Genomic DNA, 21,333 nt, shown 5'->3' with positions numbered 1-21,333 from the left:
TTAAGCCTGGGTTGCGTATTTCGCCAGACGGGCATCGCTTTTCAGTACAGCAATGGTGTTGTTGTGCACGTCGTCAGCGGTCACGTCAGCCTTGCTGAAGATCTGCTGGAAGTGCTCGTGGGTCACGGCCGCGAAGTGATCGCGATCTTCCGGCGCAACACCCAGTACCACCGCGTAGGTGGTCAGCGCTTCGCCGTTGCCTTTGGCCATGTCTTCGGACAGCTCGTTCATCATGCCATTCATGGCAATCCAGGACTTGCCGCCGTAGGTCAGGGCGCTGTTGGTGCTGCAACCGTTGGTGCCCGAGGTCATGCCGAAGGTGGCGTTACCCGAAGTACCGTTGGTGGTGGAGGCGAGGAAGTGGGCCGGAGTACCGCGCTGGCCTTCGAACAACATGTTGCCCCAACCGCAGTTCGGGCCACCTGGTGCTTCTGCCATTGCATTGAGGGAGACGACGGTGAAGAGAGTACCAAGAAGGATCCGTTTCATAGCTTTGTTCTCTTTGTGTGCAAACCAATGGACAAGGGTTCAGGTGCTCAACGCACCCTAGGGGCCAGTTATTAGTCCAACCCGCGCAGTTTGGAGTTTAGGCACGTTCCCAGGGTTCCGTGTTTTTTTATAAACATTCAGTGGCGGGCGATTTTTTTGCAGGACGCATGCGATGGCTATGCTTTCCCGAAAGCGCGCCTTGCCAGAGCGCTCAACCGGGAGCCAGAATGCCCCATCTGCCCCGCCTGATGTAAGGAAGCCCGATGCCTGATCCTGTTGCTGCCAGCTTGCGTCTAGCGCCCGAAGCGCTGACTCGCCCTTTCTCCGCTGAACAGTTCAGCTTCTCGACCACCAATGATTTGGAGCCCTTTCGCGGTGTGCTTGGCCAGGAACGTGCGGTTGAAGCCTTGCAGTTCGGCGTGGCCATGCCACGCCCCGGTTACAACGTGTTTGTCATGGGCGAGCCGGGCACCGGCCGCTTTTCGTTCGTCAAACGCTACCTCAAAGCCGAAGGCAAGCGCCTGCAAACCCCGGCGGACTGGGTTTATGTGAATAATTTCGATGAGCCCCGCGAGCCCCGCGCCCTGGAATTGCCAGGTGGCGCCGCCGCGGCGTTTATTGCCGATATCAACGGCCTGGTCGATAACCTGGTCGCCACCTTCCCGGCGGTGTTCGAGCACCCGACTTATCAACAGCGTAAAAGCGCCATCGACCGGGCGTTCAACCAGCGCTACGACAAAGCGCTGGACGTGATCGAGCGCCTGGCCCTGGAAAAAGACGTGGCGCTGTACCGCGACAGCTCCAATATCGCCTTTACGCCGATGCTCGACGGCAAGGCGCTGGACGAAGCCGAGTTTTCGCAACTGCCGGAAGCCGATCGCGAGCGCTTCCACACCGATATCTCCGAGCTGGAAGAACGCCTCAACGAAGAGCTGGCCAGCCTGCCGCAGTGGAAGCGTGAGTCCAACAACCAGCTGCGCCAGTTCAACGAAGAAACCATCACCCTGGCCCTGCAGCCTTTGCTGGCGCCCTTGTCGGAAAAATACGCAGAAAATGCCGGCGTCTGTGGCTACCTGCAGGCCATGCAGGTGTACCTGCTCAAAACCGTGGTCGAGCAGTTGGTGGACGACGCCAAGACCGACGCCCAGGCGCGCAAGCTGCTCGAAGAGCAATACTGCCCGAGCCTGGTGGTAGGCCACTCGGTCAACGGTGGCGCGCCGGTGGTGTTTGAACCGCACCCGACCTACGACAACCTGTTCGGCCGTATCGAATACAGCACCGACCAGGGCGCGCTCTACACCACCTATCGCCAGTTGCGTCCCGGCGCGTTGCACCGCGCCAACGGCGGTTTTTTGATCCTGGAAGCCGAAAAAATGCTCAGCGAGCCGTTTGTGTGGGATGCGCTCAAGCGTTCCCTGCAATCGCGCAAGCTGAAGATGGAATCGCCTTTGGGCGAACTCGGCCGCCTGGCCACCGTGACCCTCAACCCGCAGATGATTCCCTTGCAGGTCAAGGTGATCATCATCGGCTCGCGCCAGTTGTATTACGCCTTGCAGGACGCCGACCCGGACTTCCAGGAGATGTTCCGCGTACTGGTGGACTTCGACGAAGACATCCCCATGGTCGACGAGAGCCTGGAGCAGTTCGCCCAGTTGCTCAAAACCCGTACTTCGGAAGAAGGCATGGCGCCGCTGACTTCGGACGCGGTGGCGCGCCTGGCGACCTACAGCGCACGCCTGGCCGAACATCAGGGGCGTTTGTCGGCGCGTATTGGTGATTTGTTCCAGCTGGTGAGCGAGGCGGACTTTATTCGCCACCTGGCCGGCGACGAAATGACCGATGCCGGGCATATCGAGCGCGCCCTCAAGGCCAAGGCCACGCGCACCGGCCGCGTGTCGGCGCGGATTCTCGACGACATGCTCGCCGGCGTCATCCTGATCGATACCGCCGGTGCCGCTGTGGGCAAGTGCAACGGCTTGACGGTGCTGGAGGTCGGCGACTCGGCATTCGGCGTGCCGGCGCGGATTTCTGCCACGGTATACCCGGGCGGCAGCGGTATTGTCGACATCGAACGCGAAGTTAACCTCGGCCAGCCGATTCACTCCAAGGGCGTGATGATCCTCACCGGTTACCTAGGCAGCCGTTATGCCCAGGAATTCCCGTTGGCCATCTCCGCCAGTATTGCCCTGGAGCAGTCCTACGGGTATGTGGACGGCGACAGTGCGTCCTTGGGCGAGGCATGCACCTTGATCTCGGCCTTGTCGAAGACGCCGCTCAAGCAATGTTTTGCGATCACCGGCTCGATCAACCAGTTTGGTGAAGTGCAGGCGGTGGGCGGGGTCAACGAGAAGATCGAAGGCTTCTTCCGTCTTTGCGAAGCCCGCGGGCTGACCGGTGAGCAGGGTGCGATCATCCCTCAGGCCAACGTGGCCACGCTGATGCTCGACGAGAAGGTGTTGCAGGCCGTGCGTGCCGGGCAATTCCACATCTATGCAGTGCGCCAAGCGGATGAGGCCTTGAGCCTGCTGGTGGGCGAGGATGCCGGTGAGCCGGACGCCGAGGGGCAGTTTCCGGAAGGCACCGTGAATGCGCGGGTGGTGGAGCGCTTGCGGGCGATTGCCGAGATGATCAGTGATGAGGATTTGAAGGAGGCGGAGAAGGAGCTGGCGCAGCAGGCGTTGGCAGAAGCCAAGCCAACCTGATTGCTGTCATCACTCGGTCAAGGTGGGAGCTGGCTTGCCTGCGATAGCGGTGTATCAGTCAACTGGGGGGTTGGCTGTGAGTCTGTCATCGCAGGCAAGCCAGCTCCCACAGTGGTCCGTGGTGTTTTTGGGAATGTTTAGCGTGCCACAAAATTGACTCTACCCTCAGGGACCAACGCCCGTTGGTCCCTACAACCTTGGTTTGTCGCGTTTTTATTCTATTCTCAGAGTCAGGGATATCCACAGGAGTCGCAGGATAGAAACAGCCTCGCCTTGCGCTGGGGCTGAACACCGATCTACCGAGGGGCGCCGCCATGTCGCGCAACCTTTGCCTTACCCGCCAGTGCCTGGGCCTGGTCACCCGTATCGAATGCTCCATTCGCCCTCTCGCCGGGGATAACGGGATGTGGACGCTATTGTTTGCCGCCGGCATGTCGGGCGAGCAGCCTTCCACTGTCAAATCCCAGGGCCCGTTCCATGGGCCCTTCGTGGCAGAACGCATGCTGGGCACCATCGTTGATAGCCTGACCTTGCACGGCTACGAGCAAATGGACGAGCCGCAGATATGGTGCCTGCACCTGCAGGCCCATCTGCGCCAACTCAATGGCGGCCAGGAGCGGCTGGCCCTCTGAGGATCGTTCCCACGCTCTGCGTGGTAACGCCGCCCCGGACGCTCCGCGTCCACCCAGGGCTATTTGCTCTCAGGCTTGTCCAGCTTCACCTCAAAGCCGTATTGCACGGTGCTGAGGTCGGTGCGCTGGTAACTTTCCAGCGTGGTCGGCTGGCCGTAGAAGTAATGCACGTCAAACATCGCCGTGCCGTATTCCTCGGCGCGGTGGCTGACACCGAGAATCTCCTTGAGGTAATTGCCGCTGGCATCCTTGGCGTAGAAGCGCCAGCTGTCGGCGGGGAAGTCCTTCTGGTCGACGATCAGCGCGTTGTCCTTGAGCGACAGGCCCTTGGGCAGCTTGGCGGCGTCAATCGTGGCCTTCTCGATGGTGGCCAAAAACAACGGGACCGAGCCCACCACAAACGCCGGTGTTTCCGGGAACAGGTTGAGGTCGTAGGTGAGCGTGCCGCTGACGGCGTTCAGCTCGAAAGCCTCGGTCGGCAGCTCGATAGGCTCGCCGCGCTCGCCCTTGTCGTCGGCGGTGAAGAAGGTGATAGGCGCGTCACTGTTGTTGCGCTCGGCACCGACCAGGTCGTCATTGAAGGTGAACGGGTGGTCGAACACGATTTTTGCGGCGCTGGCGTCTTCGGTCGATTGGCTGATGGTGACGCTGTTTTTCAGTTGGTCCTCCGTCATCGAGGCATCTTTGAGCCAACTGGCGGCGCCGTCGTCATACACCGTGACCGGCATTGGCAGGGGCTGCACGGTGTTTTGCAGGCTGTTCCTGTCAAAGCGCATCACCGGCAGGTCCAGGTCTTTACGGGTGAGCGTGGCCTTGGAGAAATCCAGCACATTCACCTGCAGGTTATCGATCAGCCCGTTGAAATACACCTTGGCGTAATGGCTGGTCTGCTGGCGCTCGAAGGCTTTTTGCGCGTCGGTGAGCTGTTTATCGAAGGCATCGGACCACGCGGTCTGTTTTTGCATCTCGGCCAGTTGTTTTTCATAGAACGCCACTTGCGCGGCACTCTCGTTGATCGAGCCTGAGCGGGTCAGAAACTGCCCGGTGCTGTCCCGTGCCTGCACCAGCAGCGGGTTGGGTGACGCGTCGCCGACTTCGGCGGCCAGGGGCTGGCTGTTGGTCAGTTCGATCTCGGCGTAGTTCTTTTCCAGCGTCAGCAGGTTGAGGGTGATGTTGCCATCGGTGCGTTTATGGCCCACGTCTTGTTTGGTCAGGTCGAACGTCAGCACCTTGCCCGGGGTGATCACCTCCACCGCGCCCTTGAGGCTGATGGGTTGTGGCTGGCTCTTGTTTTCCGTCTCGATCCCTTCAATAAACGGGTAGGTCACCGTCAGGTCGTCGGGGTTGGTCAAGTTGGAGCTGCTGGGGCTCAGTTGGATGCCGGGGTCGGTTTCTGACCATTCCGGCTGGAAGGGAATGACTTTATTGTTGCTCAGGGTGACCGACTGCCATTCCAGGCCATGGGGGAAGGGGAACTGGTCCGGGGCGTTGAAGTTGAACGGGAAGACCGGCTGCAAATCCGTCAGGTAGTCGGAGTGCGAGGTTTTGCGCAGGACGAACAGGCCATTGATGTAGGTGTCCACCAGCGCTTGGGGCGTAGGGTAATGCTTGAGCAGGGCCAGGCTATCTTCGCCGTACTCGGCTTCGATGGGCTTGCTGGCGAGCTTGACGCGCGCACGCTCCAGCAACAGCAGCGAGCCGCCCAGGTCCGCAATGGCATCGCGCAGCTTGGGGTCCTGGATGCTGTCCAGGGACTGTTCGAACTTTGTGGTTTTCTCTTCGAGGGTCGCCTGCTTCTGCTCTTCTTTGGGGGAGCAGCCGCTGGCCATCAGCAACGCCGCGCACAGGCCGAGAGTGGCCAAAGGGGATCGCACATCCATCATCTGAGTTTTCCTGTCCGACATCATCGAGCCGAGTGAATGGCCTCGACACTAGCAGAAAAATTCTCTTACAGATGCCACTTGGGTCAGTTTTCTCGCGGTGACAGGGGCCGGGTGGCGGCTGGTATACTCGGCGCCATTTTTAGCCAAGCTGTGTGAGATTCAATGGAACGCTTTATCGAAAATACAATGTACGCCTCGCGTTGGCTGCTGGCGCCGATCTACCTGGGGCTGTCCTTGGGCCTGCTGGTCCTGGCGTTGAAATTCTTCCAGGAAATCATTCACGTGATTCCCAACATCTTCACCATGTTGGAAGCCGAAGTGATCCTGCTGTTGCTGTCGTTGATCGACATGGCCCTGGTCGGCGGCTTGCTGGTGATGGTGATGATTTCCGGCTACGAGAACTTCGTCTCGCAGCTGGATATCGACGAAAACAAGGAAAAGCTCAACTGGCTGGGCACCATGGACTCTTCGTCGCTGAAGATGAAAGTGGCGGCCTCCATCGTGGCGATTTCCTCCATCCACCTGCTGCGCATCTTCATGGACGCCAAGAACGTCGATCCACAGCACCTGATGTGGTACGTGATCATCCACATGACGTTCGTGGTCTCGGCGTTTGCCATGGGCTATCTGGACAAGCTCACCAAGCATTAAGGCCACGCGCTGGCCTTACTGCTCCACGAAGTAGTAAGGCTGGCGGTTGACTGCCATCTGCTTGATCACCGTAACCGGCGCTTTCAGCCGGTCGGTGTGGTCCGTCAACGCCACGTTGCCGGGCTTGGCGCTGAGGAAGGCACGCAGTTCGGCTTCGGTGTTCAGGATCGGCAAGTAGGCCTGCAGGTAGAACACGCTGGCGCCGTCGATGCGCTCGTTGGGTTGGTACATCGCTACCGTCCTGCCTTCGTCTTGCAGGGGCTGGATCTGGCTGATCACCGGTACGAATGAATGGCGCACATCGGCTTTGGGTGCAAACCAGAACGCCGCGCTCAGGTAGCAGGCGATGGCCAGGCTGAAAACCCCGCCGATGATCTGCCGGTGATAGCGGTACAGCCCCGGCTTATGGTCTTTGGCCCACTCCAGCAGCACCCGCGCATATTCGGCAGCCAGTACAGCCGCGGCTGGCGTCAGCGCCATCAAATACACGGTGCGTTTACTGGAAGCCAGGGTCAGCAGGGTGAACTGCGCCACCAGCCACACACTGAAAAACAGGCGGTAGCGGTTGCGTACCAGGCTTTTGCGGAAGTGCCACAGGCCCAGGTACACCAGAATATTCCAGGGCAGGAAGGCCTCGGGTAGTTTCGCGAGGTAATAGTAAAACGGCTCGTAATGCCCGGCCTCTACGAACGAACCACTGAAGCGCCCGACGCTATTGGTCCATAACACCTCACCCACCGCCTGCATCCCGCCGCGCTGAAACAGAAACCCCAGCCAGATCAGCAACGGCACCAAGGCCAACAAGGTGAACAGCGCCGGCTTGAGCCAATCGCTCAGCCGCAGGCGCTTATCCATCAGGCTGGTGCTGAGCAGGTACACAAAAATCACAATGCCCGGCATCGCCAGGCCCAACACGCCCTTGCTCAACGTGGCGATGACCATCCCGGCGGTAAACAACGCCCAAGCCCAGATACTCGAACCTTCACGCTCGGGCCGTACCGCCTGGTAAAACCCCAGCAGGGCGGCGGTGACACCGAGGCTGAGCAACGAATCCTCACCCACACCCCGCACATTGCCCCAATAACTGGCCATGGTCGCCAGGATCAGCGCAGCGCTGAATGCCAGCGTCTGCGGCCGCCCGAACCGCCGCAGCATCCCGTACAACAGCATCACACTGAACAACCCGGCAAACGCCGACGCCAGGCGCACCGCCCCGGTGCTGGCGCCAAACAGGCGAATCGCACCAGCGTCCAGCCACAGGCTCAGGGGCGGTTTTTCCAGGAAGGGTTCACGAAACAGGCGAGGCACCACCCAATCATTGTCCAGGTGCATCGCCATGGCGATCCCGGACACCCGCGCTTCGGTAGAGCCTTGCAGCTCGTGGTTGCCGAGGGCGAAGAAGAACAACAGAGCAGCAAGCAAGAGCAGCAGGGGAGCAGGGCGCGTCATGGAATCTGGCTACCGAGGCATGAGACCGATCGGACGACCGGTCATGGGTAGTCAGGGAGTATACGAGCGCGATTCTTAACCTTTGGTGAACGGCCGTAGGGTTTTTCTCGGGCGCGTCAAGGCAGTTTCAAGCTGGGCACCGCCGCTTTGCCTTGTTCGGTCAGCACCGGCTCCAACTGCTCCCAGGTGAAAGCCAAGTCGTTGTCGCAACCGTCACCATTGGCCGGTGTCGAGAGTTGCAGGCCCTGGGTGTTGAAGCTGAGGTGAAAGTTGGAGTAATCGGTAATCGCGGGGCAGCCCTCGTCGGTGGTGGTTTGCTTGGCCAGCCAAGTGCTGAAGGCGGCCGGCAGCTTCAAATGGCCGGAGTAGGCGTCATGCCATTGCTGATGGCCGCCGAGCCAGGTCCATGGGTCCACACTCTCGCCGGTTTGCAGGTTCCAGGAGTGCAGGCCCCAACTGATGCCCATGGCGCCTTGGCCTGCGGCCCAACGGTAGAACCGCACGGTGAGAAATTGCGATGACCAATAGGCAGGCTCAACCTCGATCTCACTGGTATAGACCGAGCCGTTTCGACCCAGGTATTCACGCCGTTCATAAAAATAGTCGGTTAGGTCTTCGTCATTGACGGCCAGGGCGGCGAGTTGCTGGTTGATCTTCTGCACCGCCGGGCCATCGCCCTCCAGCTTGAGCGTGACGCGGGGGCCTTGGATCTTGAGCTGGTAGGTGTGGTTGTGGAAAGTCTTCTTCTCGGTCTTGATCGGCAGCGGCGCGGCTTCCATGGGCGCGTTATAAGCATCGCTGCCGCAGCCGTCCGTACCAATGCGGCGCAGGGCCAGTGGCAGCGGCGCACCGCCATCGGTTTTGCTCCAGGCACCAGAAAGGGTATCGCCCTGAGGTTTTTGCAGGGCCCAGAAACCGGTGTTTCCTTCCTCTACCCATGGGGCGGCGTCGTTGGCCTGAGTCAATTGGATAGGGGTACGGATGCGCTGGTAGTAATAGCTGCCATGCTCCCCGTCAGCGCCGTTGAAACACACGGTGATAGCGGACTTGCCCAAAGTACCTTGCCAAACCCCGGCCAGCTCAGCAGCGGTGGCGAATGAAGGGATGAAGGCGAGAGCGATGACGGCGAAGGGCTTGAGCACGGTATCTGACTTCCGGTTGTCTGATAAAGGCCGTCAGGGTAATGGGAAGTGTGAGGGGATGCCAGCGGGCGAGATGCGGTGAGGCAGCTCGCCCGTTTGCGTGTTTTAGGGCAGTGGCGTCTGGCTGGTGAATGGTTGGGTGTTCAGCACTCGTTCTACCAGTAGCTCACCCAGAACGATCAATTGTTGGGCGGCCAGCAACTTGTGGCGGTGCGCGCCTTCAAGTTCGAAAGCCAGGTCGGTGGTCATCGCGTTGAGGGAGGCGAGGGTTTCACTGGCTTGGATTAGCAGGGTTTCGGGGTGGATGTTTTCGGCGAGGGTGAAGAGGGTGGTTGGGGGATTGGGGGTGATCTTTTTCATGATGAAGCTCCTACACTGTTCAAGGAGCTGCCTCCCCTGCTGTCAAACAGAATAGGTGGCAGCTGTACGCGGGTTGACAGACCGGAAGTGTAGGAACCCGGCGCACCCGAAGATGCCCCACGCACAGCCGCCATGAACGGAGCGGAATGCGTAAGCATGCCGCCTTATCACGGGGTGTGAAAGGTTACACTTTTCGGCCTGTCAAAGCCGGTCGCTGATCATCAGCGACGCAAAGAAGTTAGCGTTGTGAAGGGGGTTGCGCCAGTTCACCAACAGCGCGGCAACTTGCAGGAAAATTCCGAAGCTCGGCCCTGTTGGCGTCCCCGTCGTCAGGCTCTGTTAAAAGCTCCAGTCCACAGCCTGAACCAACTGGCAGAACGGCCCGTTGAGCGTGGCATTGTGATGAGCCACGATGGCGTCGGCTTTCATCAAGGGCGTATCAGAACAGGTATGACCGTCGGCGATAAGCACCGCATCGAAGCCAAGATCACGTGCGGCACGGCAGGTGCTGTCGACGCAGTATTGCGTTTTCATCCCGGTGATTACCACGCTGGTGGCGCCGCTGGAGCGCAGATTGTCCGCCAGGTCAGTCATTGCAAAAGCGTTAGGCCGACGCTTTTCGAACACCACTTCCCCACCCAGCAACTTCAGCTCCTCTGCAATCAGCGTAAGCGGGCTGCCCAGCTCGATTGGCGAGCCAGCGGGGCCGATGTGGCGAGCGAGAAAAATCGGCGCGCCTGCGCTGCGGGCCTTGTCCATCAGGGTGTTGAGCGTTTCCAACAGCTCTTCGCAGCGCCAGGGCTTTTCCGGGCCGTGAACAAGCCCGACTTGGATATCGAGTATCAACAGGGCGTACATGGGTGCATCTCCTTGCGTGTGAACCAGCGACACAAGGGCATAAAAAAAGGCCCTGTCCATCGCTGGCGGGCCTTTGAAGTGTTCGTTTGTTATTGGCTCACGACACCTCGCACGCTCCGCTTGATGCGGTCGTGGTGGTGGTTGTCGAGGTGAGGCAATAGGTAGTCATGGGGCGACACTAGCATTGTGGTTGATGGAACGCCAGGTACAAAAAAAAGACGTCCATGGACGTCTTTCTTCATTAGTGTGGTGCGCCGGGGTAATCTGAACTTAAATAATAACATTTTGATTTTTAATGATATTTACGGTTTGATTTTTGTTGTGGAATACCATTTGGAATACCGTTTTCCTAAGCGTTACTTCTCTTGGGATTCGAACCTGCGACCGTCTCGGATGCTGGGTCTGAGCGCAGGGCGGTCATTGAACTAAGCCGAGGTATTTACCGTACTACAGTCATGGCTACGTATCTGGCTTTCGTCGGCATAGGTTTTGGCTATCTATGCCCTGCGTCAAGATCTTCGGTGCGATGTACGACAGGTCAAAGCTTTGCTATGTCGAATGACTTCACTCTGGAGCGAGCTTTACGAGCTGGCCTGGTGCGATTTCAAAAGCAGGTTGTCGATCATGGTGTAGACAGTCTCGCGACTGTCAGTCCACCTTCTGCGAGATAACGGCTAAGTTTAAATGTTAGAAAAGTCATGAAATTAGCACTCTGAGTTCCAGGGCTGGAAGTCATATGTACAGCGATGTTTCAATCGTGACTGTACGAGGAGTTACGACTCGTCTTTTAGCAGTTTCATTCGCTCAGGTATATATCTGTTTTGTTCAGCTTCCATTTTTAATAAAATGTCTAAAATTTTTGCACGGCTGAGTTCGTAAGTGTCGGAGAGTTTGTCAAGGCGTGCTATCGCTTTATCGGAGAGGATGAAGTTGTACTGCCCTTTTCCAGTCAGTTTTTTTCGATATTTTTGCTGGCGCCAGCTTATTTTAACTCTTTCTATGAACAAACTTTTTTGGTTGTGATCAAGGTTGGCGTGGTCGAAAAAAGTCAACAGGTTTTCGTGGTTTTCAATAGGTTGGTATACTGATAGCTTTATCGAAATAAGCCCGTCCAATGGGATGTGTTTATTAATCAGCTTCCCTGCTAGTAAGCATTTTTGCTCATCATCTTCGAACCATTTAAACTGCTTGTCTCCTTTTTTGTGTTCGTTCCAGCTGGTTTCTAACTCATTTAAAAATGAACCTTTCTGTTTGATGTTGATAGTCCATGAGTCAATGCTTGCGATCAGTAAATCCTTTCCAGTTAATCCTGATGTTAATGGCGCTATGGAGTCACTAAAAGGCATGCGCTCTCTGAGCTTTGAGCTTAACCATTCAGCTTGCCGCTTTCCTTCATTCATCCATTCAAGACATTTTTCTGGAAGAAGCTGTTCGGTTTCTTTGTTTTTGATTATTTCGGAAAGGCCAGGGGTGCTGGATATGACGTGTGTCATCGTGGATCGCATTCCCGGCTGATTAACGTCTCCGGATAATTGAACGTTATTAGTTGTTAGCTGAAGCCATAGCCAAATGTCATGTCTGCGATTGTGACTCGTATCATCAAGTATACGTGCTAGCCGGTCATTGAAGTGTATCGCCATATCGCCTCCTAACTGTAGAGGTTCTATATAACATTTATTTGATTGTTAAAGAAGGGTCTTCTAATTTTTTAGGTTGTTTTCTAGAATGTCTCTAGTAGATGAAATTCTTGAGTGGCCATCATTTACTGGGGTTCAGCTAGATTTTCTACAAAAAAATACGTCGTTTGGTACCTCCATCCTGAAGGGGGGGGTGAAGCATGGAAGGGCGCGCTCTCCTCTTGGCGCTCACGGTCAGATCGTCCGCCCAGACGTTCGATAATTCCTGAAATTGAGCTCAAGGAGTCCGGGTCTAGCTGTATTACTTTGTAGAGGGTTACGATGATGGCGGTTAACTTTTACCGCGCAGTCGACCCTCTGAACGAATAGAAAGAGTCTCATTCATGAAGTTTATTCGTCCTAAAAAGTCATCGAGTCGATCGGCTTGGTTCAATTAAGAGTTTATGAATTTATCTTTGGGCAGTCCGATGCCGCTGGGCGAGCGATGTGTAGATTGACTGGAAAGTGAGGTGCAGGAGTGGATTGTAGGAAAAGTCAGGGGGGGTTATTAGCTAGAATTTTTTATCAAAGGCTTTGGTGGGTATGTCGGTGATGGCGCCAAACATGTCTGGTCTACTCAGTCATGATGGTTTTTTATCGGAGTGCCTGCCTTCTTGATTTTGATGTTTGTGGAATGATTTCACTTGGCGTTTTAGTCGCGAGAAATCTCGGTAAGTCCTCGGTATTGGTAATATGCTTTTATGTGTATCATTAATGACTATAGGGCTAGTAATTGTTACTGGTGTGTCCATGGAGGGGGCGTTAATTTGTGTGATTGCTTATTGTTGAGTTAATTGGTCTTCGGTGTTGGCTGTTGTCAGTGTATGGCGAGATGCGAACGGGGAGAGGATGGGGTGTAAGTAGTCGTAGGGCTATGCTTGTTTCAGATTTTCAGTAAAGTTGTACTAGGCGTGCTTATGGTATGAGCCCACATACTTGGAGCACCATCATGGCCCGACATCATCAAAACACTAATCTAACTCTCCATGCAGGATCTACTTACCTAGGCTTGGCTGTGCAGGATGCTAAAGGCCCATTTATCAGTGAATACCTAAACCGCCTTCATCAAACGTTGGGACGGGCGCTTATCCAATACAGTCGTGTATTTGCATTTAGGGTTGATCTACGACTTCCTGCCCACACTCAGTTACCCGATTACACTTTTACCAATGAAGTGATTGAACGGTTCATCGAATCGTTCAAAGCCAAGATTAAGCATAACCGTAGTCAGGCTCGGAAATTGAACAAGCATGCCCATGACAGCAAGGTCCGCTACGTCTGGGCGCGGGAGCTGGGGCAGCATGGTAAGCCCCACTATCACCTGGCAATCTTGCTCAACCGAGATGCGTTTACGGCCTTGGGTAAATTCGAGGCTGGCAGGGACAACATGTTTAATCGCCTCGAAGGGGCTTGGGCCGGTGCGCTGGGGTTGCCAATAGAGGCTGTCAGCGGCTTGGTCGAGATTCCCACCAATCCGTTCTATTACCTTAATCGCGGTGAATCGGAAGGACAGGCTGCATTCTTTTACAGAGCGAGCTACCTCTGCAAGTCAGCGACGAAAGTCTTTGGTGATGGCAGTCATGGTTTTGGTTGCAGTAGGAGCTGAGCGCACCATATGGGGAGTGCATCCAATAAGTGAGAGTTCACCGTGCACTTGACTGCCCTGGTGTGAGCCAAGGGCAGCCTATCGGCTAGTGTCAGCCTAGGAGTAGCAGGTAACCCTGTTCGCATAATGACACGTTGCTATCACTGCTCGCGGCCGAATTATTTAAAAGGATGGTTTGGCTTGCTGAATCAGCCAGACCGCGAGGTGACGCTCAAATAGGTACTTCTTCACCAGCACGCCAATCCTCTGAACGGATAAGAGGAGCCAGTTCATGAGGATCATTCGCCTGAAAGATGTCCAGCATTCCACCGGCCTAGGTCGGTCCACAATTTACAAGTACATCAGCGAGGGGAGCTTTCCAAAACCCGTGTCATTGGGCGACAGGGCTGTCGGCTGGGTTGAAAGTGAGGTGATGGGTTGGGTCATGGCCAGGATCGAGGCGCGGGATGTTCACGAGTCTCTCACGGCGTGATCAGCTAATTGACTGAGATTTCTTCAAGCCATGCGGTCGGCAGTTGCTGCTGACTGTGTGGCCCAAATCTTCCTTTTATTTCTAAAGCGTCAAATCTGAAATGTTGGACGAGACGGTTGAGCTCACTACCACATGAACCAAAAGCTACGAACTTGACTCACGCACTTTGGGGAGGCACCAGCAACGCTGCCGTTAACAAAATGGCAGTTAGCTGACTATGCAGACTATCTGGAGCAAGTGCTGCAGCGCTTTGATGTATTCGTCAGCAGTGCCGAGCTAAGCGTGTGGTGGACCAGTTGGTAACCTGTCTTGTCTGAATTTGTTGAGAACCTGCAAGCTGCGGCTGCTGTGTCGATCGCGACCCTGATCTTAGATTTAGTGGGTGGGAATAGCAGTTCGCCTGGTTCTGGATTTTTTGAGTCGCTATTGAAGGCACGACGCAGTACATTTGCAGCACAAAAACTGCAGGACTGAGTCATGAAGCGTCCCAAGGACGAAACCCTGTCCATTCGTACCTCGAGTGACATCAAGCAACTGCTGCGAATTGCAGCGGACAGAGAGCGGCGCTCCATTGCCTCGATGATTGAGGTATTGATACTGAGATATGCTCAGGAACAGGGGCTGCAGGCAGAAACGCCGTCAGTGGAAGAGACGAAAAAAGGTAAGGGAAACGATGGAGCTCATTGACAATATTACAAGGCTGTTGGGTGACGACCTCAAAGCGACGCTAAAACCCGGTTCCCGCCTGAGTATCGCAGCGTCTTGTTTTTCGATGTATGCATTCGAAGCGCTGAAAGCTGAGCTGGAAAAACTCGACGAGCTGAACTTCATCTTCACCTCGCCAACGTTCGTTGCCAACGAGGTTGCCGACAAGGTCCGCAAAGAGCGAAAAGAGTTCCACATCCCGAAGCTGGATCGTGAGCGCAGCCTGTACGGCAGCGAGTTCGAGATTCAGTTGCGCAACAAGCTCACCCAGCGAGCGGTTGCCAAAGAGTGCGCAGATTGGATGCGGCGCAAGGCTACCTTCAAGTCCAACCGTAGCAAGGCCCCTATGCAGCAGTTCGCCTGCGTGCAATCTGCTGGAGGGGACACCTCTTACATGCCATTGCACGGTTTTACAGCCGTCGATCTTGGTTACCAGCAAGGCAATGCTGTCTCTAACCTAGTCAACAAAATGGACGAGCCAACCTTCACGGCAACTTACCTGAGTCTGTTCAATCAGATCTGGAGCGACCCGGAAAAACTGGAAGACGTCACCACGCAGATCTGTGATCACATTGCGGCTGTCTACCAGGAGAACTCGCCCGAGAGCGTCTATTTCCTAATGCTTTACAACATCTTTAACGAGTTCCTGGACGACATCGATGAGGACGTTTTACCCAACGAACGTACCGGCTATCAGGACACGCTCATCTGGAACAAGCTCTTCAACTACCAGAAGGATGCGGCCACCGGGATCATCAACAAGCTAGAAACCTATAGCGGCTGCATCCTGGCGGACAGCGTCGGCTTGGGGAAAACCTTCACAGCCCTAGCCGTCGTCAAGTATTACGAACTGCGCAACAAGTCGGTGCTGGTGCTCTGCCCCAAAAAACTGGCGGACAATTGGCTCAATTACAACCGTAACCTTAAGACGAACATCTTTGCTCGTGACCGATTCAGCTACGACGTGCTGTGCCATACCGACCTCACTCGCACGAGTGGAGAGTCGTTTGGCACTCCGCTCAACCGCATCAACTGGGGTAACTACAACCTCGTCGTCATCGATGAATCGCACAACTTCCGCAACAACGATGCTTTCAAGGACAAGGAAACCCGATACCAGAAGCTGATGAACAAAGTCATCAAGGAGGGTGTGAAAACCAAGGTGCTAATGCTTTCAGCGACCCCAGTGAACAACCGCTTCAATGATCTGCGCAACCAACTCGCTCTAGCCTACGAAGGCAACTCCGAAAACCTAAGCAAGAAGCTGAGAACTGGCAAAACTGTCGAGGAAATTTTCCGTGGTGCGCAGGCCAGTTTTAACGCTTGGTCAAAACTTCCGCCCGAGGAACGCACGGCGCGTGCCATTTTGGACTCGCTCGACTTCGATTTCTTCGAGTTGCTAGACAGCGTCACGATTGCACGCTCGCGTAAACACATTCAGACCTTCTACGACACCACGGATATCGGGCAATTCCCTGAACGGCGCAAGCCCTTGTCGTTCCGTAGCCCACTGGTTGTGGATGCTGAGCAGCGAACGGATGTAATGAGTTTCAACGAGATTTTCGAGCAGTTGTCTCTGCTCAAGCTCGCCGTATATGCCCCCATCAGCTACATCTTGCCTAGCAGATTGGCGAAGTATGAAGAGATGTACGACACGCAGGTTGAAGGCGGTCGAGGCAAGCTACGTCAGGTTGACCGGGAAAAAAGCCTGGTAGCGCTGATGACAACGAACTTGCTGAAGCGCCTTGAAAGCTCTGTTTATGCATTCCGCAGCACACTTAATGCTTTGAAAGAAAACCACCAGCGCGTTCTCGGCCTGATTAAGGAGTTCGAGAGCCGGGGCGGTGTAACAGAGGTCGCCAGCCTTACAGAAGCCATGGGTTCAATTGACGCTGAAGAAGACGGTATTCCGTCGTTTCATGACTTAGAAATCGGCAACACAATTCGGATAAAGCTGGCAGATATGGATCTGCCTTCTTGGGAGCATGAACTCCAGGTTGACCTGGAAATCATCTCCGCTTTACTGATCTCGATGAGCAAAATCACGCCAGTCGAAGACGCCAAGTTGCAGCACCTGAAATCGCTAGTACTCGACAAGATTGCCAATCCCATTAATCCAGGTAATAAAAAAGTACTGATTTTCACGGCTTTCGCTGATACGGCCAATTACCTCTATGACAATCTGGCCACTGAGCTGCTCGCCAATCAGAACCTGCATACAGCGAAGGTCACTGGTAGTAGCGCGCCTCAGTCGACGCTAAAAAACACAGCTCAAAAGAAAAGCTACGACTTCCAAGAGCTGCTCACCCTCTTCTCGCCACGATCCAAAGAAAAGGCCATCGTGCTGCCCAACGAACCGGCAGAGATTGACTTGCTGATCGGCACCGACTGCATCTCCGAGGGCCAGAACCTGCAGGACTGCGACTACCTCATCAACTACGACATCCACTGGAACCCCGTGCGCATTATCCAGCGCTTCGGTCGAGTGGATCGCATTGGATCGCCCAACAGCAGCATCCAACTGGTCAATTACTGGCCCGACATCTCGCTCGACGAGTACATCAACCTCAAGGAGCGTGTCGAGAGCCGGATGATGATTGCCGACGTCACTGCCACGGGCGACGACAATGTGTTGAGCGCTCAAGCCAACGACGTGTCCTACCGCAAGGAGCAGTTGCGCCGCCTACAAGACGAAGTCATCGAGCTGGAAGACCTGAAAACGGGCGTTTCGATCACAGATCTGGGGCTCAATGACTTCCGCATGGACTTGCTCAATTACGTCAAAGCCAATGGTGAGTTGAACAACGTACCGAGCGGCATGCACGCCGCTGTGTCAGCTAAACCTGAGCTTGGCCTGCGTCCAGGGGTGATCTTTACACTGCGTAACCGCAACTCGAGCGTCAGCGTTAGCCATCATAATCGTCTGCACCCGTATTACCTCGTCTACATCAGTCGTGAGGGTGAGGTCATTCATGATCACACCGAGGTCAAACGCCTGCTCGATCTGGTGCGCAGTTGCTGCAAGGGCCAAGCGCAGCCCATTCCGGAGGCTTGCAGTTTGTTTAACAAGGAAACTGCTGACGGGCGGCAGATGCAGGTGTATTCCGACCTGCTTGGCAAGACCATTCGTTCGATGATCGAGGTGAAGGAAGAGAAGGATCTGGACAGCCTGTTCAGCAGCGGCAAAACCACTGCGCTGGTCAACACTATTGCCGGACTGGATGACTTCGAGCTCATCACCTTCTTGATAATTCAGGAGGCCGGATGAGTCATATATCTCCATGGGAGTCGAACGCCGCGTTCATCAGCTACCCGAAGCAGGCCGCTTTTGGCCGCAACCTGCCAAAGAATAAGATCTACGAACACAGTGGAGCCAACACACGACTGAAAGACTTGTTCGTTTACCAAGTGGAACAGATCGTCTGGCAATACAAGCTGGCTCCGGAAACGATCAACCTGCCCGCTAGACCCAATGTGCCGGAGCTTCAGATCTTCGCCATCCAGCTCAAGACGTCGGAGCTGAATTTGGATGTGTTGCGCTGCATAGATGGTGCGGTGCAGTTCCCCATCATCTTCGAGCTGAGCTTTGACGGCCGAACGCAGGTAGTCGCCGCGTTCAAGCGCCCGAACGAATCAGACGCGAGCCGTTGGGTGTTGAGCGACTACTTTGCGACGGCGTGGTTACCGAGCGATGTGGAGCGCGCAGTCATGCCATTGGCGCTCGACTTGGGTGGCTTGTACGAACAGTTGCTTCACCGTCTGATTCCAACACCTGCGCGCCAGCAAGAAGACCTTGTTGACTTGGTCGCTCGTGTCGAACAGGTTGCGGCGAAGCAGCGTGAGGTCGAGAAGGCCGCGAGCAAGCTTGCCAAAGAAAAGCAATTCAACCGCAAGGTAGAGATCAACGCGCTCTTGCGAAAGCTAAGAAACGAACTTGAACAGTTGACCGGTAGGGATAGCGCATGACGCAGAGCCTGAATGACGAATCGAAGAGACACATCGAGCAGGTCGCGGGCGAGGCGTTAGCGCAACTCGAAAGCATCGCCGAGGCCTCCAAGAGCAAGCTTCTTGATGGACGAACACTGGGATCCGATGCCCTGGCAAGCATCAATACGATGACGTCCAGTTCGGCTATCCAAAGACTGGATCAGATCAGCCAGGCGAACCGCGAAAGCTACCGGGTATTGGTGGCAGAGCCCGCCATTGCTCGCGTTGTGGTCGTTGATGAAGAGGGCGAAGAGAAAACCTACTACATCTGCCGCACTACGCCGGTATCGGGTTTTCCCAACTTGGCCAGCTACCGGGCTCCTGTTGGACGATTGGCCTCATTGGCGATTGGTGCAGAGTTCACGCTTCCCAATGGAACCGTTGTTGAGGTTCTTGAGCGAGCTCAGCTCCGGCCAAGTGCACTCGCCAATGGGTGGGACTCCCGCGACACCGTGGTTGAAGCCGAACATTTCGGGCCTCTCACCATCGAGTCGCTGCGAGCGCTGCTGACTGAGGTTGCCGGGGAAGAGGTCACAGAAGATATCCTGGGCCAATTGCTGGCTGAGGAGACCGTCAAGGCCAACATCATCGACGGCGTTCGCCGCAGCGTCATCACCAAGATGGGGTTGCGGGATCAGCCCGTACTCGATCAATACCAAGACGAGATTTTCCGTCTTCCTCTCGACAAGCGCCTGCTGATCTTGGGTCCACCCGGTACCGGCAAAACGACGACCCTGATCCGGCGCCTCGGCCAAAAGCTCGACACTGCTTTTCTGGAAGACGGCGAGCAACGCCTGGCTGAGACAGTTGCTGCAGCGCAAGGCGTTGCGCATTCCAATAGCTGGCTGATGTTCACGCCTACCGAACTGCTCAAGCAGTACCTCAAAGAGGCTTTTGCCCGAGAAGGCGTTCCTGCCTCAGATCTGCGCATCAGAACTTGGCAGGACTATCGGCGCGAGCTGGCCAGAAATGCTTTTGGTGTTCTCAGAACTGCTTCTGGCGGTGGCACCTTCGTTCTGAAAGAGAGCTTGCCTAGCCTTAGCGAAGCTGCGCTCGACCGGCCTATCCAATGGTTTGACGATTTCGATGCATGGCAACGCAGCGCCTACGTGCAGGAGCTGCATGAAGCAGCGGCTCTACTCCATGATGCCAAGACCCCTGACGTCAAAAGCTTGGGCGCACGCTTGCAAGACATCTTAGCGCGTGCCGGTGATAGCACTCTGGCCACCACATTCGGATCATTGGCCGCAGAGCTCCCCAAGGTGCAGGCGCTCGTCACTAGTCTGAAGGAAGCTTCTGACGGCAAGATCAAAGCTGCGCTCAACCTGCAGCTCAACCGCAACCGGGCATTTTTAGATGAGTTAGCTCGTGTCATCGACAGTTTGCAGCAGGCGCAGGCAACTGAGACCGACGAGCAAGACGATTTCGATGCCGACGAGGAAGAAGACACCACAACATCGCGCACGGGGCGCGCGGCTGCTCTCAACGCCTACATGCAAGCCGTGCGTGCTCAGGCTCGGTCAGCGGCCTCCAAGCGTATGCTGAACAAGACCTCTCGCAACGGCAAAATCATTGAGTGGCTGGCCGATCGTGGCCTGGCAGAGACCGACCGTGCAGATGTGGGAGCGAGTCTTCTGGTGCAGACCAACGCCCGGCGCTTCGTGAGCCCGGTCAAGCGCTACCTCGACGGCATTCCCAAACACTACCGTGCGTTCCGGCGAGAACGCCAAGAAACCGGAAACTGGTATCGCAGCGAGGGCTTCGAGGCACGCGACATCCATCCACTCGAACTCGATATTGTGCTGCTGGCCATCTTGCGCGCCGCAGGCGACCTGATCAGCCGGCCCAGCGTCCTGCGCGATATCGACAGCCCCGCTTGGTCATCGCTCCAGCCCATCCTAGGGCATTACCGCAACCAAGTATTGGTGGACGAAGCGACCGATTTTTCGCCTATTCAGCTCGCCTGCATGGCAGCACTGGCTCACCCACAACTGCGCTCGTTCTTTGCCTGCGGCGACTTCAACCAGCGCCTAACTACCTGGGGCGCGCGTTCCGCTGACGACTTGAAGTGGGTCTTTGCCGACTTCGTCATCAAGGAGATCACCGTCTCCTACCGTCAGAGCAAGCAACTGAACGACTTGGCTCGTGCCATGATCCACGCCGTCGCTGGCACCGAGCAAAACGTCAGCTTACCCGCGAATATGGATAGCTCTGGCGTGGCACCTGTCTTATTGGAGCATGCCGGCGAGACAGTGGTCGTTGTTGGCTGGCTCGCAGATCGCATTCGTGAGATTGAGCGCTTTGTTGGCCAATTGCCGTCCACCGCCATCTTTGTGAATACCGAAAACGACGTGGCCCCGGTGGCTGAGGCACTGAATGCCGCCCTAGCCGAGCACAACATTCAGGTCATCGCCTGCCGTGAGGGCCAGGCGGTAGGGCAAGAAAGCAATGTGCGCGTATTCGATATCCAGCACATCAAGGGCCTGGAGTTTGAGGCTGTTTTCTTTATTGGCGTCGACCAGCTTGCCGAGCTACATCCTGCTCTCTTCGACAAATACTTGTACGTGGGTACCACTCGTGCGGCCACTTATCTGGGCGTGACCTGTGATGGTATCTTGCCATCAACTATCGAGAGTCTGCGCGTGCACTTTTGCCAGGACTGGCAATAAGGCGACTGAATTTATCAAAACGAACTTGAACTGAGCCGCTGAGTTTCTTTCA

General features: G+C 55.7%; 17 protein-coding genes. 10 read left to right on the top strand and 7 right to left on the bottom strand.

Annotated elements, in window-relative coordinates:
• Positions 1-489, bottom strand: a complete 489-nt coding sequence (locus HBO10_RS20500) for a DUF3015 domain-containing protein (protein WP_003194274.1) — start codon at positions 487-489, stop codon at positions 1-3.
• Positions 490-752: 263 nt separating this feature from the next.
• On the opposite strand from HBO10_RS20500, the gene HBO10_RS20495 reads away from it, so the two are divergent.
• Together HBO10_RS20495 and HBO10_RS20490 are read left to right on the top strand one after the other, a co-directional pair.
• Positions 753-3,191 carry an ATP-binding protein gene (locus HBO10_RS20495; RefSeq protein ID WP_034126964.1) on the top strand — a complete coding sequence of 813 codons (2,439 nt, stop codon included), beginning with the start codon at positions 753-755 and terminating at the stop codon, positions 3,189-3,191.
• A gap of 314 nt (positions 3,192-3,505) precedes the next feature.
• A complete protein-coding gene (locus tag HBO10_RS20490) occupies positions 3,506-3,823 on the top strand; it encodes a hypothetical protein (protein ID WP_003194269.1) in 318 nt (105 codons plus the stop codon).
• Between the two features lie 59 nt (positions 3,824-3,882).
• Here the strand turns inward: HBO10_RS20490 and HBO10_RS20485 are convergent, their stop codons facing one another.
• Positions 3,883-5,706 (bottom strand): hypothetical protein, encoded by a 1,824-nt coding sequence (locus HBO10_RS20485; protein ID WP_080757743.1) that lies wholly within the window; start codon positions 5,704-5,706, stop codon positions 3,883-3,885.
• A 162-nt stretch (positions 5,707-5,868) separates the two neighbouring features.
• Between HBO10_RS20485 and HBO10_RS20480 the strand changes: the two genes are divergently transcribed.
• On the top strand, positions 5,869-6,357 hold the full coding sequence (locus HBO10_RS20480) for a TIGR00645 family protein (protein WP_014719996.1): 489 nt from the start codon (positions 5,869-5,871) through the stop codon (positions 6,355-6,357).
• 15 nt (positions 6,358-6,372) lie between these two features.
• Here the strand turns inward: HBO10_RS20480 and HBO10_RS20475 are convergent, their stop codons facing one another.
• From HBO10_RS20475 to HBO10_RS20455, 5 genes are all read right to left on the bottom strand, one after another.
• Positions 6,373-7,806: a glycosyltransferase family 39 protein gene (locus HBO10_RS20475; RefSeq protein WP_034126965.1), complete on the bottom strand. Its 1,434-nt coding sequence runs from the start codon at positions 7,804-7,806 to the stop codon at positions 6,373-6,375.
• Positions 7,807-7,922: 116 nt separating this feature from the next.
• Positions 7,923-8,948 (bottom strand): hypothetical protein, encoded by a 1,026-nt coding sequence (locus HBO10_RS20470; protein ID WP_034126966.1) that lies wholly within the window; start codon positions 8,946-8,948, stop codon positions 7,923-7,925.
• A 105-nt stretch (positions 8,949-9,053) separates the two neighbouring features.
• Positions 9,054-9,308, bottom strand: a complete 255-nt coding sequence (locus tag HBO10_RS20465; protein WP_034126967.1) for a DUF6124 family protein — start codon at positions 9,306-9,308, stop codon at positions 9,054-9,056.
• Positions 9,309-9,647: 339 nt separating this feature from the next.
• Entirely contained in the window at positions 9,648-10,166 is a 519-nt protein-coding gene (locus tag HBO10_RS20460) for a cysteine hydrolase family protein (RefSeq protein ID WP_034126968.1), read from the bottom strand.
• 773 nt (positions 10,167-10,939) lie between these two features.
• Positions 10,940-11,806: a hypothetical protein gene (locus HBO10_RS20455; RefSeq protein ID WP_026067337.1), complete on the bottom strand. Its 867-nt coding sequence runs from the start codon at positions 11,804-11,806 to the stop codon at positions 10,940-10,942.
• 985 nt (positions 11,807-12,791) lie between these two features.
• Here HBO10_RS20455 and HBO10_RS20450 point away from each other — a divergent pair.
• The 7 genes from HBO10_RS20450 to HBO10_RS20420 all read left to right on the top strand — a co-directional run bounded on the left by HBO10_RS20450 (position 12,792) and on the right by HBO10_RS20420 (position 21,281).
• On the top strand, positions 12,792-13,448 hold the full coding sequence (locus HBO10_RS20450; protein WP_017528847.1) for an inovirus Gp2 family protein: 657 nt from the start codon (positions 12,792-12,794) through the stop codon (positions 13,446-13,448).
• A gap of 271 nt (positions 13,449-13,719) precedes the next feature.
• On the top strand, positions 13,720-13,920 hold the full coding sequence (locus HBO10_RS20445) for an AlpA family transcriptional regulator (RefSeq protein ID WP_017528845.1): 201 nt from the start codon (positions 13,720-13,722) through the stop codon (positions 13,918-13,920).
• A gap of 309 nt (positions 13,921-14,229) precedes the next feature.
• Positions 14,230-14,394: a hypothetical protein gene (locus HBO10_RS20440; protein ID WP_169922097.1), complete on the top strand. Its 165-nt coding sequence runs from the start codon at positions 14,230-14,232 to the stop codon at positions 14,392-14,394.
• Positions 14,395-14,397: 3 nt separating this feature from the next.
• Entirely contained in the window at positions 14,398-14,607 is a 210-nt protein-coding gene (locus HBO10_RS20435; protein WP_017528844.1) for a hypothetical protein, read from the top strand.
• Positions 14,594-17,893 (top strand): helicase-related protein, encoded by a 3,300-nt coding sequence (locus tag HBO10_RS20430; RefSeq protein WP_026067336.1) that lies wholly within the window; start codon positions 14,594-14,596, stop codon positions 17,891-17,893. The genes HBO10_RS20435 and HBO10_RS20430 overlap by 14 nt, the downstream gene beginning before the upstream one ends.
• Positions 17,890-18,591, top strand: a complete 702-nt coding sequence (locus tag HBO10_RS20425; protein WP_017528842.1) for a DUF4391 domain-containing protein — start codon at positions 17,890-17,892, stop codon at positions 18,589-18,591. The genes HBO10_RS20430 and HBO10_RS20425 overlap by 4 nt, the downstream gene beginning before the upstream one ends.
• Positions 18,588-21,281: an ATP-binding domain-containing protein gene (locus HBO10_RS20420; RefSeq protein ID WP_017528841.1), complete on the top strand. Its 2,694-nt coding sequence runs from the start codon at positions 18,588-18,590 to the stop codon at positions 21,279-21,281. The genes HBO10_RS20425 and HBO10_RS20420 overlap by 4 nt, the downstream gene beginning before the upstream one ends.
• The last annotated feature ends 52 nt before the right edge of the window (positions 21,282-21,333 follow it).

This window comes from Pseudomonas sp. WS 5503 (assembly GCF_012985385.1).
Taxonomy (GTDB): domain Bacteria; phylum Pseudomonadota; class Gammaproteobacteria; order Pseudomonadales; family Pseudomonadaceae; genus Aquipseudomonas; species Aquipseudomonas paracarnis.
The sequence above is the reverse complement of the archived record's forward strand: the minus strand, read 5'-3'. Positions and strand labels throughout refer to the sequence as shown.